The following is a 14334-nucleotide window of genomic DNA, read 5'->3' on the forward strand; positions in this document are numbered from 1 at the left end:
AATGCAGGCCCCTCATGCTCGCCGTACCGCGCTCGCCGCGCGGGGAATAGGAAACATCGACGTGGCACAACGCCGTAGCCGTCTCATCGCCGCTTCTGCCGGGCTCGCCGTCGCGGCCCTCGCACTGACCGGGTGCGCCTCGGGCGCCTCCTCCGACGGCGGTGCGGGCGAATCGTCCGCCGCATTCACCATGGGCACGCAGCCCTGGCTCGGCTACGGCCAGTGGTACGTCGCCGAAGATCAGGGCTTCTTCGACGAGCGCGGCGTCTCGGTCGACATCTCGAACTTCGACAACGACGCCGACATGAACGCGGCGCTCGCCGCAGGCCACCTCGACATGGCCAACGTCGGCAGCCAGGCGGCGCTGCAGTTCGTCGAGCAGGGGCTCGACGTCTCGATCGTGATGGTGCTCGACTCGGCGACCACCGCCGACGCGATCATCGCGGGCGACGGCATCGAGTCGATCGACGACCTGAAGGGCAAGCGCGTCGCGTTCGAAGAGGGCGCGACCAGCGAGATCCTGCTCGCCGAAGCGCTCGAGCAGTCGGGCCTCGACCTGCAGCAGGATATCGAGGTCGTGCCCGCCGGCGCCGACCAGGTCGCATCGATGCTGCTCTCGGGCAACGTCGACGCGGGCGTCACCTATGAGCCGTACGTCAGCCAGGCGCTCGCGACCGACGATGCGCTGCGGGTCGTGCAGAGCGCCGAGGACTACCCGGGGCTCATCTCGGACGTGCTCGTCGTGCGCAACGAGGTGCTCGAGCAGCGCGGCGACGAGGTGCGCGAGGTCATCGCGGCGTGGGGCGATGCCATGGGCTACTTCGAGGCGAACACCTCCGAGGGCCGCGAGGTCATCGCGAAGGCCGTCGGCGAGAGCGCCGCAGACCTCGAGACCGCCTTCGACGGCGTGCACTTCTACACCATCGATGAGAACCGCGACATCCTCGAGGGTTCGTTCGCGAACGAGACGCTGCCCTCGCTCGCGGAGGTCGCGGAGCGCATCGGCCTCATCTCGGGCGACGTCGATGCTGCCTCGATCATCGACTCCTCCTACCTCGGCGAGTAGCCCGTGAGCGCACCCGCACGGACCGAGGCGGGCGCGGCGCCACCGCGTCGCGCGCGCAGGCGCCGCCGCATCGGCGATCGTCTGCCCCGCACCTCCTACATCGCGACGGCGGTCGCGACCTTCGTGGTGCTGGGGGCCGTGTGGTGGCTCATCACCGCGCTCGGGCTCGTCAAGGAGATGTTCCTGCCGAGCCCCGTGCTCGTCGCGCAGGCGCTCGGCGAGCACGCCGCCGACGGCACGCTCTGGAGCGACATGGGGGCGAGCACCGCTCGCATCTTCGCCGGCTTTCTGCTCGCGACCGTGATGGCGGTGCCGATCGGCACGCTGATGGGCGTGAACGCCCGCGTCGAGGCGGCACTCGAGCCGCTCATGGACTTCATCCGCTATATGCCGGTCGTGGCATTCGTTCCGCTCACGATCGTGTGGGTCGGCATCGACGAGAGCCAGAAGTTCCTCATCATCTGGATGGGCACGTTCTTCCAGCAGGTGCTCATGGTCGCCGATGCGGTGCGCCGCACGCCGCTCGGGCTCGTGCGCCTCGGCGAGACGCTCGGCCTGTCGCGCGCCGAGTCGCTCGTGCGCATCGTGATCCCGTCGGCCATGCCGCGCATCTGGGACGCGCTGCGCATCACGCTCGGCTGGGCGTGGACCTGGCTCGTCGTCGCCGAGCTCGTCGCCGCGAAGGTCGGCATGGGGTACCGCGTCACGGTCGCGCAGCGCTACCTCGATACGCCGACGATCCTCGCGTACGTGTTCGTGCTCGGCGTGCTCGGCCTCATCTTCGACCAGGCGATGCGCGCAGCCGGACGTCGCATCTTCGCGTATCAGGAGGGCCGACGATGACCCGCGGTGCAGACCCGCAGACCCGCGAGCCGAAGATCCTCGCCCGCGGGCTGAGCAAGCACTTCGGCGACGTCGTCGCGCTCGAGGGCGTCGACCTCGCCGTCGCCGAGAACGAATTCGTCGCGATCGTCGGCGCCTCGGGCTGCGGCAAGTCGACGCTGCTCTCGCTGATCGCGGGCCTCGAAGACCCGACCGCGGGCGAGCTGCGCGTCGGCGGCGCGCCCATCACGGGGCCGGGCAGGGATCGCGGTGTCGTCTTCCAGCAGGCGACCCTGATGCCCTGGCTCACGGTGCAGCGCAACGTCGAGTTCGCGCTCCGCGGCGAGGCCCTGTCGAAGGCCGAGCGCAGGGATCGTGCGCGCGAGTTCCTCGGCCTCGTCGGCCTCGAAGGGTTCGAATCGTCGTATCCGGCGCAGCTCTCGGGCGGCATGCAGCAGCGCGTCGCGCTGGCGCGCTCGTTGTCGTACGGTCCCGATGTGCTGCTCATGGACGAACCGTTCGGCGCGCTCGACGCGCTCACGCGGCGTACGATGCAGGATCTGCTGCTCGAGGTGTGGGAGCGGCATCGACTCACCGTGCTGCTCGTCACCCACGACATCGACGAAGCCGTGCTCACGAGCGACCGGGTCGTCGTGATGAGCCCGCGCCCCGGACGGGTGCAGCGCGAACTCGAGGTGCCGATCGCCCGACCGCGCACGAGCGCGGCGCGCGAGCTCCCGCTCTTCCACGAGCGCACGAACGAGATCCTCGGGCTCATCCACGCGCAGTAGCGGGAGGCGCTGCCCTACGTCAGGCCGACGTACATCGACTCGTGCAGCTCCTGCACGTGCTCGCGCACGAGCGTCGTCGCGTCGGAGGAGCTGCGCCGTGCGAGCGCTTCTGCGATACTGCGGTGCTCATGATTGCTGGCGTGCAGCAGCCCCATGTTGTACGGGAGGAAGTACGGGTCGAGCTGCTCGTTGAGCCGCGTGAACAGGTCGAGCGCGAGCGGTACGCGCGCGGCCTCCGCGATGAGCCGATGGAAGGCCCGGTCGAGGTTGCGGAACTCGGCCCAGCTCGAGGTGGCATCCATCCGATCGACGAGTTCGCGGAGGCGCGCGACATCCTCTTCTGAGCGCGATTGCGCGGCGATCCCTGCGAACCCGGCTTCGAGCACCGCTCGTTCATCGATGAGCGAATGCACGGTCCCGTCGTCTTCGATGAACGAGCGGACGGCGACATCGGCATCATGATGGGCGCCCGGTCGCACGAAGCTGCCGCCGTAGCGGCCGGCCCGGCGCTCGATCACCCCCTCCTCCTGCAGCGCCGCGAGACCTCTGAGGATGGAGGCGCGGCTCACGCCGAACGCGTGGGCCATCTCGCCCGCATCGGGGAGGCGCTCCATGGGGGCGAGGAGCCCGAGGTCGACGGCCATGATGACCCGGGCCCGAACGGTGTCGACGGCGCTGAGGCGCGAGATCGCGACGATGCGGGGCGCCGCGAGCGAACCGAGCGCGCCCCCGAGACCCGCCTGCCGGCTGCCGGACGAATGCTCGGCCGGAGCTCCAGCGGGCCCGACGGTCGCACCGTCGGTGGTGTCGGAGGCGCGTGTCATACCCCGATCTCATCAGACTTCTCGAGGTGATCGAGCGAGATGCTGATCGTTCGGCCGCCATCCTTGCGGTTCACGATGACGCCGGCGACGAGCGCTGCTACCGGCACGCAGGCGAGCCCGAAGCTGACGGCCGCGCTGCCGCTCGTCACCAGTGTGAAGTTCGAGAGCACCAGCCAGGCCGCGATGCCGAGAGCGACCACTGCCGCGCCGGGGATCACGAGGGTCGTCCAGACGTTGCGCCTGACCGCAGGGTTCTTCGCGAAGAAGGCGATCACGGCGAGCGTGGTGAGCAGCATCATTGTGACCATGCCGACGGTCGCGACGCCCGCCATGTAGCCGAAGACCTCCACGAGCGGATCGAGGCCGATGAGCAGGAACACGATCACGAGCACGGTGGCGGTGATGCTCTGCACGAACGACGAGCGGGCCGGGCTGCCGTGCTTCGGGTGCACCTTGCCGAGCGATGCGGGGAGCGAGCCGATGCGGGCGAGCGCGAACTGGTATCGGGCGACGATGTTGTGGAAGCTCAGCACGCAGGCGAACAGGCTCGTGACGAGCAGCACCTGCATGATGCTGCGGGTGACGCCGCCCGCGTAGTTCCCTGCGGTGTCGAGGAGCATGTTCTTCGTGCCGAAGAGCGTCTCCTGCGCCACTTCGGCGACGCTGCTCGGGCCCGCAGCGACGACGAGCACCCACACCGAAAGGGTGTAGAAGACGCCGATGATCGCAACGGCGAGGTAGGTGGCGCGCGGGATGGTCTTTCCGGGGTTCTTCGCCTCGTCGCGGTAGATCGCCGTCGACTCGAAACCGATGAAGCCGGTGAGGGCGAACAGCACGGCGACTCCGAGGCCGGGGGTGAGGAAGACCTCGGGCTCGAAGGATTCGAGCGATCGGCCTTCGGGCCCGCCGTTCACGATGACCGCCACATTGACGATCATCATGACGAGGATCTCGAGCACGAGCGCCACACCGAGCACCTTCGACGAGAGCTCGATGTGCCGGTATCCCAGCAGCCCGACGATGATGAGCGAGACGATGGCGAAGACCCACCACGGGATCTCGGGCCCGCCGTAGTAGCGGACCAGGTCCATCATGGCCCAGCCCATGTAGCCGTAGATGCCCGCCTGGATGGCGGTGTAGGCGATGAGGGCGACGTAGGCCGTGCCCATGCCGAGACGGCTGCCGAGGCCCATCGTGACGTAGCTGAAGAAGGCGCCGGCTTCTTTCACGTACGGGGTCATCGCGACGAAGCCGACGGCGAAGAGCAGCAGCACGACCGAGGCGAGGAAGAACCCGACCGGTGCACCCGCGCCGTTGCCCTGTCCGATGCCGAGCGGCGCATTGCCGCCGATGACGGTCAGCGGGGCCGCAGCGGCGATCACCATGAAGGCGATGCTGCCGGTGCCGAGGCTGCCGGTGAGTCTGCCGCGCTCGGCGGGCGGCGCAGCGGTGGAGACGCGTGATGATGCAGACATGGAACTTCCTTGTTCGGAGACGGAAATGCAGCGGGTCGTATGGGCGCAGGGTCAGAAGAGATCGCGTCGGAGCTCGACGAGATACGGGTTCTGCTCTCGCGCCCGATGGAGCGTGCCGTGGTCGAGTGTCGCGAGAACGAGTGCTTCTTCGGCGGCGGGGGCTTCGGCGAGGTGATGCCCGAAGGGATCGGCGATCACGCTGCGGCCGACGTAGTCGAAATCGCCGTCGGCGCCGATCTGGTTCACGTAGGCGACGTAGGCGGAGTTCTCCCACGCCCGCACGCGGATCACGTGCTCGTTGACGAATTGGAACGGCGTCATCTGGGCGGTCGGCACGGCGATGAGGTCGGCGCCGGCGAGGGCCGCTGCTCGAGTGGTCTCGGGGTATTCGACGTCGAAGCAGATGAGCGTGGCGATGCGGAAGCCGCGGTATTCGGCGAGCGTGATGGGTTCGTGGCCCGCAGTGAAGTGAGCGCGGTCGAGCTCGCCGAACAGCTGCAGCTTGCGGTGCCGCGAGAGCACGGTGCCATCGGAATCGACGAGCCAGGCGGAGTTGGCGACGCCGTTCTGCGAGTCGACGCTCGACTCGGGCAGGCGTTCGGGGCCGCCGGCGATGATGGCGATACCGACCCTCCGCGCGATATCCCGTACTCCCTCGAGCGGTTGCCGGGCGGCGAGCGTCCCGATCCCATCGCCGATGTTGTACCCGGTGAGGTGCATCTCGGGCGTGATGAGCAGTTCGGCGCCGGCATCGCGCGCGTGTTCGGCTGCGCGCTCGAGGGCTGCGAGGTTGCCGGCGACGTCGCCGCGCAGCGACGCGACCTGCCAGCAGGCGATCGTCAATGATCCAGAATTCTCGGGCATGCGACCCAGTACATCACAATTAACTCAATTTGAGTTAATTAATTTTCTGACAGGTGCGACCCGCACAGTGCGTCGCGGGGTCGGGCGCGGCCCGGTCAGGTCGTGCGGAGCTCGAAGAGCAGGCCGATGCCGAACGCGACGAGCACGCCGCCGGTCACACGGTCGAGCCAGCGCAAGAACTTCGGCGAGCGGAGCCGCTTGCCCAGCGCGTTCCCGGCGACGATGAGGATCGCGAACCAGACGAGGCTCCAGAGGTTGTGCACCAGCGCGAGCGCGGTTCCCATCACGATCGGCGACATCCCCGGCGGCATGAACTGGGGGATCACCGCGAGATAGAAGACGCCGACCTTCGGATTCAAGAGGTTCGTGATCAGGCCGAGGGCGAAGCCCCGCCACAGCGAATCGTGCGCGGCGGTGGCCGGCATGATGCCGCCCGTGCCGTCTGCATCGGCGGCGGGCGCTTCCGGGCCGCGTGCCTGGCGGAAGCTGCGGATGCAGAGGCGCACACCCATCCAACCGAGATAGAGAGCTCCCGCGACGCTCAGCAGCCGGTATGCGATCTCGGAGGTCGCGAGCAGCGCCGTCGCCCCGACCGAGGCCGCGATGCCCCAGACGAGGGTGCCGCTGAGAATGCCCAGCGCCACCATCCAGGCGTAGCGCCGCGAGAACGAGACCGCGCTGCGCACGATGAGGGCCGAGTCGATGCCCGGGAGGAGGGTCAAGAGGAGCGCGACGACCGAGAAGCCGAGGATCGCCTGGGAGGAGGTCACGCTCCCGAGGCGCCGGCGTCGGTGGCGGTCACGTCGGCCTTATGGAAGTTGAGGTACGACCGCGAGGCGGTCGGCCCGCGCTGCCCGAGGTAGCGCGAGAACGTCGCACCCGCGCCGTAGGGGCGCTCGGCGGGCGACGACAGCTTGAAGAAGCAGAGCTGGCCGATCTTCATGCCCGGCCACAGCCGGATCGGCAGAGTGGCGACGTTCGACAGCTCGAGCGTGACGTGGCCCTCGAAACCGGGGTCGATGAAGCCTGCGGTCGAGTGGGTGAGGAGGCCGAGCCGGCCGAGCGAGCTCTTGCCCTCGAGGCGGGCCGCGATGTCGTCGGGCAGCGAGACCTGCTCGTAGGTCGACCCGAGCACGAATTCGCCGGGGTGCAGGATGAAGCCCTCGTCGGGGTCGACCTCGATGAGGCGGGTCAGCTCGGGCTGCTCCGCTGCCGGATCGATCACCGCGTACTTGTGATTGTCGAAGAGGCGGAAGTAGCGGTCGAGCCGCACATCCACGCTCGACGGTTGCACCATGGAGACCTCGCTCGGCGTCAGGCCGATGCGACCCGAATCGAGCTCGGCCTTGATATCGCGATCTGAGAGCAGCACGGCTTCTAGCTTAGACGAGGCGCTGCCCGGCTGGATATGCTCGTGGCAGGTCAGCCATGATCGGCGACGATACGCGAACCAGAGGAGATGCGCAGTGCGGCCACACCTGCTTACCCCGAACCCGGTGCAGCACTTCTACCGCGGCGGCGACCGCATCGCCGCACTGCGCGGCATCACTCCCGAGACCGACCGGCAGCCGGAGGAATGGCTCGGCGCGACCGTGACCCGCTTCGGCGAGGACACGATCGGGCTCGCCCGGACGCCCGAGGGCCTGCTGCGCGACATCGTCGAGACCGACCCGCAGGCCTGGTTCGGCGGCATCGGCCGCGATGCGCACGACACCGGCCTGCTCGTGAAGCTGCTCGATGCGCGCCAGCGCCTTCCGGTCCACGTGCACCCGGACCGCGACTTCGCGGTGAGCCACCTCGACTGCCCGTACGGCAAGACGGAGGCCTGGTACGTGCTCGAGGCGGAGCCCGGCAGCGCCGTCTACGTGGGCTGGAAGGCGCCGGTCGACCGCGATGAGCTCGACCGGCGCCGCGACGCCCAGGACAGCGAGTGGATGCTCGACCATCTCAACCGCATCCCGGTGCGGGCCGGCATGGGGCTGCTGTGCCCCGCGGGCACCCCGCACGCGATCGAGGCGGGCGTCTTCGTCGCCGAGGTGCAGGAGCCGACCGACTTCTCGATTCTGCTGGAATGGTCGGTGACGACCTCGACGCGCGAGGAGTCGCACCTCGATCTCGGCTTCGACGCGGTCATGCCCGCGGTGCGCACCGATGCGACGACGGACGCCGAGCTCGAGGCGCTCGTCTCCCTCACGGGCTGCGCGCCCGCCGAGTCGCCGGTGCGCTCCCTCCTTCCCGTGCTCGCCGACCCGTACTTCCGGCTGCTGCAGGCGCACGATGCGGGGGAGGTGCCGCAGAGCTTCGCCGTGGTGCTCGCGACCGCGGGCAACGGCCGACTGGCAGCCGCGGGCGACGCGATCGACCTCGCGCGCGGAGAGGCATTCGCCGTACCGCACGCGTTCGGTCCCTGGCGGGTCGAGGGCGATCTCGAGGTGCTCGCCTGTCTGCCCGGGGCCGGCTGGCCGGCATCGCTGCACGCCGGCGGCATCAGCTAGATCGCAGGCGCGGGCCGCGGGCTCGCCCGGGGGCTCAGCGCGCCGAGTCGTTCGCGCCGGAGGGCTCGGTGAGCGCGAAGAGCAGTTCGGCGAGGCGGTCGCCGAACTCGGCGAAGGCGATCGGCGGTGCGGCTGATCCCTGGCCTGCGGGCACGGCGCCCGCACCGAACGCGCCGCCGCGCAGGGCCGCGGCACGCAGCGCCTGCTCGTACACGCTGCTGAGCACGGGCATCGCGTGCGCGGCAGGGATCGAGAAGCGCCGCCCCGCCGCCTCGATCACGTGCTCGACGGCGCCCGCGATGCTGGCGTAGAAGCGGTCCATGAACGCATGGTGCTCGGGCGCGAGGTCGGGGTCGCGCATGGCGAGCAGCAGGAACTCGGTCTCGAGCGCGAACCAGGCGATCGCATCGTTCGCGGGCGTGAAGAACTCGACGATGTAGTTCGCAGCCTCGGGGGGCGAGATGCAGCCCGAGTTCGCGCGCAGCGACGGCTCGATCATCTGCGCCTTCTCGGCGAGATCGCGGGCACGGCGCTCGAACTCCCGCTCGAGCAGTGCGAGGAAGAGCTGCTCCTTGCTCGAGAAGTTCGAGTAGAAGGCGCCCCGGGTGAACCCCGCGCGGCTGCAGATCGCCTCGACCGCAGCGCCCTGCAGGCCCTCCTCGGCGAACACCTCGATGGCAGCGTCGAGCAGTCGGGTGCGCGTCTCGGCCCGACGCGCGCTCGGCGTCTCCGCGGGAGGCGTCGCGGATGAGTGGGGGTTCGCGGGCATGTCCATCATCATGCCACGTTCAGCTGCCGCGCAGACGTCATGGATACATTGGTGTATCGAAGCCGATACATTCGTGTATCGAAACCGCTGAACGGGATTCCCGCCCGCACGGCATCCCGTTCACCGCCTCCGAAGGGAACGCATGTCCACGCTGCTCTACGCGCTCGGCCGATGGGCGACCCGGGCGAAGACGCTCGTCCTCATGCTCTGGATCGCCGTGCTCGCCCTGCTCGGCGCGGGCGCCCTCTTCCTCGGCCAGGGCGCGAACGCCCCGATCACCATCCCCGGCACCGAATCGCAGGATGCGATCACGGAGCTCGGCCGCACCTTCCCCGAAGTGAGCGGCACCAGCGCGACCATCATCGTGGTCGCGGCCGATGGCGACCGCGTCGACGAACAGCCGTACCGCGCCGCCATCGAGGACGCCGCGACCGGGCTCGAAGACGTGCAGGGCGTCACCGCCGTGCAGACCCCCTTCGCCGAGCTCGCGAGCGGCGGCCTCGCCGAAGACGGCAGCGCCGCGCTCATCACGGTGCAGATCGCGGGCGAGATGACGAGCGTCTCGGACACCACGACCCGGGCCATCGAGCAGGCGAGCGACGACATCGCGGCGCAGCTGCCCGAGGCGGCGCAGACGTCGTACGGCGGCGAGATGTTCTCGGCCGCGGTGCCCGGGCTCAGCCCCACCGAGGCCGTCGGCGTCGTCGTCGCGTTCGTCGTGCTGATCCTCACCCTCGGCTCGCTCATCGCCGCCGGCATGCCGCTCATCATCGCCATGCTCGGCGTCGGCGTCTCGATCGCCGGCCTCTTCTTCGTGACCGCCTTCGTCGAACTCACCTCGACGACGCCGATGCTCGCCCTCATGCTCGGGCTCGCCGTCGGCATCGACTACACCCTCTTCATCGTGAGCCGGCACCAGGAGCAGCTGCGCGCCGGCCTCCCCATCGACGAATCGATCGCCCGCGCCACCGCGACGAGCGGCTCGGCCGTCGTGTTCGCCGGCCTCACCGTCATCATCGCCCTCGTCGGGCTCTCGGTCGCCGGCATCCCGTTCCTCACCTCGCTCGGCGTCGCCGCCGCGGCCGCCGTCGCGATCGCCGTGCTCATCTCGATCACGCTGACCCCCGCGATCATGGCGATGGCGGGCCAGCGCATCCTGCCGAAGCGGCAGCGGGCGGCGCTGACCGCCCCCGCCGCCGAAGTCGCTGCCGAGACCGCGGCTCATGCCCCGTCGCGCGCCGACCGCTTCTTCGCCGGCTGGGTGCGCGCGGTGACGAAGCGTCCCATCGTCACGATCGTCGCCGTGCTCGCAGTGCTCGGCTTCGCCGCCCTTCCGGCGCTGCAGCTGCGCCTCGCGCTGCCCAACGCGACCTCGCTCTCGGCCGACGACCCCGCCCGCGTCACCTACGAACTCACGGGCGAACACTTCGGCGAGGGGTACAACGGCCCGCTGCTGCTCACGGGCTCCATCATCACGAGCACCGATCCGCTCGGGCTGCTCGACGATCTGAAGCACGAGATCGAGTCGATCCCGGGCGTCGCCGATGTGCCGCTCGCCACACCCAACCGCGGCGCCGACACCGCCATCATCCAGGTCGTGCCCGACGAGGGGCCGCACGCCGCGAGCACCACCGACCTCGTGCACGAGCTGCGCGACATGCACGACGCATGGCTCGACGAGTACGGGGTGAGCCTCGCCGTCACCGGCTTCACGGCGGTCGGCATCGACGTCTCGGCGATGCTGCTGCAGGCGCTCGTGCCCTTCGGCGTCCTCGTGGTCGGCCTATCGCTGATCCTGCTCGCCATGGTCTTCCGCTCCGTGTGGGTGCCGATCAAGGCGACCCTCGGGTATCTGCTCTCGGTCGGCGCCGCATTCGGCGCGGTCGTCGCCGTGTTCCAGCTCGGCTGGTTCGCCGACCTGCTCAACGTGAGCTCGACCGGGCCCGTGCTGAGCTTCATGCCCATCATCCTCATGGGCGTGCTCTTCGGCCTCGCGATGGACTACGAGGTCTTCCTCGTCGCCCGCATCCGCGAGGAGTACGTGCACGGGGCCACCGCCTCCGAGGCGATCCAGCGCGGCTTCGTCGGCAGCGCGAAGGTCGTCACGGCCGCCGCCCTCATCATGTTCGCGGTCTTCGCCGCGTTCGTGCCCGAGGGCGACCCGTCGATCAAGGTGATCGCGCTCGGCCTCGCCGTCGGCGTCTTCGTCGACGCGTTCATCGTGCGCATGACCCTCGTGCCGGCCGTGCTCGCGCTGCTCGGCGACCGCGCCTGGTGGATGCCGCGCTGGCTCGCGAGACTGCTGCCCTCGTTCGACGTCGAAGGCGAGGGCCTCGCGCGCGAGCTCGAGCACGCCGACTGGCCGGCCGACGCCCCCGACGCCGTCATCGCCGCAGACGATCTGCGCCTGCGCGCCATCGGCGGGGTGGGCAACGCGACGGTAGCGCGGCTGCGGGTCGCCCGGGGAGAAATGCTGCTCCTGAACCCCAGGGATCCCGTAGCGCTGCCCCTCGCCCGCGCCGTCGCCGGGCGCGGCCCCATCGTAGCCGGCACCCTGAAGGTCGACGGCCTGCTCATGCCCGAGCGGTCGGCCTCGCTGCGCGCGCGCTCGGTCTGGACGAGCGGCGACGACCTGCGCGACGCGCTGCGCGACCGCCCCTCGCTCGTGCTGCTCGACCTGCGCGGCCTCGCCGAGGCACCGCTCTCGCAGGCCCGCCTCGAGTCGATGCGCTCGGCGCTCGCCGCAGGGCTCGCGATGGCGGACAGCGGCGGTCGCCGTACCGGGCTCGCCGTCGTCGTGCTCGGCGAGCGCGACCTCGCGAGTCGCCTGCTGCCCGCGGGCACGACGCTCGTGCAGCCGGAGGCGACCGCCGCTGCGGCGCCGGCCCTACTGACCGCCTCGACCGCCTCGACCGCCCCGACCGCCTCGACCGCCTCGACCGCCCCGACCCCCGAAGGAGCCGCACGATGAGCCTCGAACTGACATCGCGCCGTACCGGCCGCCGGGCCGGATGGAGCCGCGTGCTCGGGCTGGTGCTCGTGCCCCTCACCGTCGCCGGCGTGCTGCTGTGGGGGCTGTGGAACCCGCAGGACCGCCTCGACACGGTCACCGCCGCCGTCGTGAACCTCGACGAGCCCGTCGAGCTCGACGGCCAGCTCGTGCCGCTCGGCCGTCTGCTCGCGGGCGAGCTCATCGGCGCGCCCGGCGGAGCCGAGGACGCCGACAGCGAGAGCGCCGGCCGTGCCGCCGAGACCGAGAACTTCGACTGGGTGCTCACCGACGAGAGCGACGCCGCCGAGGGTCTCTCCGAGGGCCGCTACGCCACCGTCGTCACGATCCCCGACGATTTCTCCGCGGCGGCGACCTCGCTCTCGGGCGGCGACCCCGACGAGGCCCGCACGGCGACCATCGACATCGCCGAGAGCGACCGCGGCCGCCTCATCGACACCGCCCTCTCGAACATCGTCACGAGCACCGCGACGAACGTGCTCAACCGGCAGCTCGGCGAGCAGTTCGTGGGTGGCGTCTTCGTCGGCATGGGCGAGCTCAGCACCGGCATCGGCGAGGCCGCCGACGGCGCGTCGCAGCTCGCCGGCGGTGGCAGGCAGCTCGCCGACGGGGCGACCCGGCTCGCCGATGGCACCTCGCAGCTCGCCGCCGGAACGCAGGAGCTCGCGAACGGTGCGGGATCCCTGTCGAACGGCACGTCGGAGCTCGCCGGCGGCGCCTCGCAGCTCGCGAGCGGCGCCACCGGCCTCGCCGGCGGGCTCGGCGCGTTCGTGTACGGCGACGGCACCCCTGCGAACCCGGGTCTGCAGGGCTATGCCGCCGGTACGCGCGGGTTCGTGTCGGGCGACGGCAGCCCGACGAACCCCGGTCTCGTCACCTACCTCGGCGGCGTCGACCAGTACGCGAGCGGCGTCGGCGGCGCGCTCACGCAGGTGCGCGACGGGCTGCAATCGGGCGCGGGCGAGCTCATCGCCTACCGCGACGGCATCGCCGGCGGAACGATCGCTCCGCCGGCCGGCGTGGACCCGCAGGCGATGGTCGCCGCCCTCGACCAGGCCATCGCCCTCATGCAGTCGGAGGCGTCGCAGCAGCAACTCGAACAGTTGAACGGGCTGATCGATGCGAGTGGCGGCATCGCCGCGGGGGCGCGGGGTTACGCGGCCGGCGCCGAGGGCATCGCGTCGGGCGCCGAGCAGCTCGCCGGAGGCGGCGCCGCACTCGCCGCGGGGGCGAATCAGCTCGCCGGGGGCGCGACCGAGCTCTCCGGAGGCGCCGCGCAGCTCGCCGATGGGGCCTCGCAGCTGTCGGCCGGCACTTCTGAACTCGCGTCGGGCGCACCGCAGCTCGCCGACGGCGCCACTCAGCTCGCCGATGGCGCGACGCAGGCGGCGAGCGGAGCCGGCGACCTCGCGCAGGGGCTCGACGAGGCCGCCGCCGGCATCCCGGATTACACGAGCGCACAGCGCGACCGCATCGCCCAGACGGCGCTCGCACCGGTCGAGGCGAAGGGAGCGAGCTCCGAACTCTTCAACGCCTCGGGTGTGCCGCTCTTCGCCGGCATCGCGCTGTGGGCGGGCGCCCTCGCGCTGGCCCTGCTCGCGACCCCGCTCTGGAGCCGCACCCGCGACGCCGCCCGCGGCATCGGCTGGATCGCCCTGCGCAGCGCGCGCCCCGCGGCCCTGCTCGGTGCGCTGCAAGGGGCGATCGCCGGCGCCGTTCTGCCGTTCGCGCTCGGCTACGACTTCTCGCAGGGCCTGCGCTTCTTCGGCGTCGCGCTCGTCGCGGGCATCGCCTTCGCGCTCAGCGTGCAGGGGCTGTCGGCCCTGTTCGGCGGCATCGGCCGGTTCATCGCGTTCGCGCTGCTCGTGGTCGCCTTCGCGACAGGGATCGTCTCCACAGCCCCCGCCGCGCTCACGGCGATCGGCGATGCGAGCCCGGTCGGGGCGGCGCTCGGCGGGTTCCAGGCGATCGCGACGGGCGGTGCGGCAGGCGGAGCCGTCATGCTGTTGGCGCTGTGGGGGCTCGGCGGGCTCGCGCTCACCGCGTTCGCGGTCGCCCGGGCCCGCCGAGCGCGTTGATCATTGGCGGGCCGCTGCGGCCGTGTCGCGCGCTCGCTCGGATCTGAGAGCTCGTTCGGACGAATGCCAGCTGAAACGTCCGAACGAGCTGCAATCTCCGAGGGAACTCACGGCGGCGGACGAGCGGTGGACGAGCGGCG

At 70.7% G+C, this 14334-nt stretch carries 12 protein-coding genes; 6 read left to right on the forward strand and 6 right to left on the reverse strand.

Annotated features, from left to right (window positions below):
- The first annotated feature begins 61 nt into the window (after nt 1-61).
- Genes NHL51_RS08160 through NHL51_RS08170 form a run of 3 tightly spaced genes read left to right on the forward strand, consistent with a single transcriptional unit; the run spans nt 62 to nt 2679 of the window.
- Complete coding sequence (locus NHL51_RS08160; RefSeq protein WP_434142992.1) at nt 62-1066, forward strand: aliphatic sulfonate ABC transporter substrate-binding protein; 1005 nt, start codon at nt 62-64, stop codon at nt 1064-1066.
- A 3-nt stretch (nt 1067-1069) separates the two neighbouring features.
- The gene (locus NHL51_RS08165; protein WP_434142993.1) at nt 1070-1909 is read left to right on the forward strand and encodes an ABC transporter permease; all 840 of its coding nucleotides are present in this window, start codon (nt 1070-1072) and stop codon (nt 1907-1909) included.
- The gene (locus NHL51_RS08170) at nt 1906-2679 is read left to right on the forward strand and encodes an ABC transporter ATP-binding protein (RefSeq protein WP_434142994.1); all 774 of its coding nucleotides are present in this window, start codon (nt 1906-1908) and stop codon (nt 2677-2679) included. Before NHL51_RS08165 ends, NHL51_RS08170 begins: the two co-directional genes overlap by 4 nt.
- Nucleotides 2680-2693: 14 nt before the next feature.
- On the opposite strand, the gene NHL51_RS08175 is transcribed toward NHL51_RS08170, so the two are convergent.
- The 5 genes from NHL51_RS08175 to dcd all read right to left on the reverse strand — a co-directional run bounded on the left by NHL51_RS08175 (nt 2694) and on the right by dcd (nt 7214).
- Nucleotides 2694-3503, reverse strand: a complete 810-nt coding sequence (locus NHL51_RS08175) for a FadR/GntR family transcriptional regulator (RefSeq protein WP_434142995.1) — start codon at nt 3501-3503, stop codon at nt 2694-2696.
- Nucleotides 3500-4978, reverse strand: a complete 1479-nt coding sequence (locus tag NHL51_RS08180; RefSeq protein ID WP_434142996.1) for an APC family permease — start codon at nt 4976-4978, stop codon at nt 3500-3502. Before NHL51_RS08180 ends, NHL51_RS08175 begins: the two co-directional genes overlap by 4 nt.
- Before the next feature lie 51 nt (nt 4979-5029).
- Nucleotides 5030-5842, reverse strand: a complete 813-nt coding sequence (locus NHL51_RS08185) for a carbon-nitrogen hydrolase family protein (RefSeq protein ID WP_434142997.1) — start codon at nt 5840-5842, stop codon at nt 5030-5032.
- A 95-nt stretch (nt 5843-5937) separates the two neighbouring features.
- Nucleotides 5938-6612, reverse strand: a complete 675-nt coding sequence (locus tag NHL51_RS08190; protein ID WP_434142998.1) for a LysE family translocator — start codon at nt 6610-6612, stop codon at nt 5938-5940.
- Nucleotides 6609-7214, reverse strand: coding sequence for a dCTP deaminase (gene dcd / locus NHL51_RS08195; RefSeq protein ID WP_434142999.1), 606 nt, complete (start codon nt 7212-7214; stop codon nt 6609-6611). The genes NHL51_RS08190 and dcd overlap by 4 nt, the downstream gene beginning before the upstream one ends.
- Before the next feature lie 94 nt (nt 7215-7308).
- Here dcd and NHL51_RS08200 point away from each other — a divergent pair, with 94 nt between their 5' ends.
- Nucleotides 7309-8337 carry a class I mannose-6-phosphate isomerase gene (locus tag NHL51_RS08200; protein ID WP_434143000.1) on the forward strand — a complete coding sequence of 343 codons (1029 nt, stop codon included), beginning with the start codon at nt 7309-7311 and terminating at the stop codon, nt 8335-8337.
- A 34-nt stretch (nt 8338-8371) separates the two neighbouring features.
- Here the strand turns inward: NHL51_RS08200 and NHL51_RS08205 are convergent, their stop codons facing one another.
- A complete protein-coding gene (locus NHL51_RS08205) occupies nt 8372-9106 on the reverse strand; it encodes a TetR/AcrR family transcriptional regulator (protein ID WP_434143001.1) in 735 nt (244 codons plus the stop codon).
- A 142-nt stretch (nt 9107-9248) separates the two neighbouring features.
- On the opposite strand from NHL51_RS08205, the gene NHL51_RS08210 reads away from it, so the two are divergent.
- Both NHL51_RS08210 and NHL51_RS08215 read left to right on the forward strand, forming a co-directional pair.
- Nucleotides 9249-12077, forward strand: coding sequence for an MMPL family transporter (locus NHL51_RS08210; RefSeq protein WP_434143002.1), 2829 nt, complete (start codon nt 9249-9251; stop codon nt 12075-12077).
- On the forward strand, nt 12074-14194 hold the full coding sequence (locus NHL51_RS08215) for a YhgE/Pip domain-containing protein (protein ID WP_434143003.1): 2121 nt from the start codon (nt 12074-12076) through the stop codon (nt 14192-14194). Before NHL51_RS08210 ends, NHL51_RS08215 begins: the two co-directional genes overlap by 4 nt.
- The last annotated feature ends 140 nt before the right edge of the window (nt 14195-14334 follow it).

This window comes from Leucobacter sp. gxy201, from assembly GCF_051043335.1.
Lineage (GTDB): Bacteria > Actinomycetota > Actinomycetes > Actinomycetales > Microbacteriaceae > Leucobacter.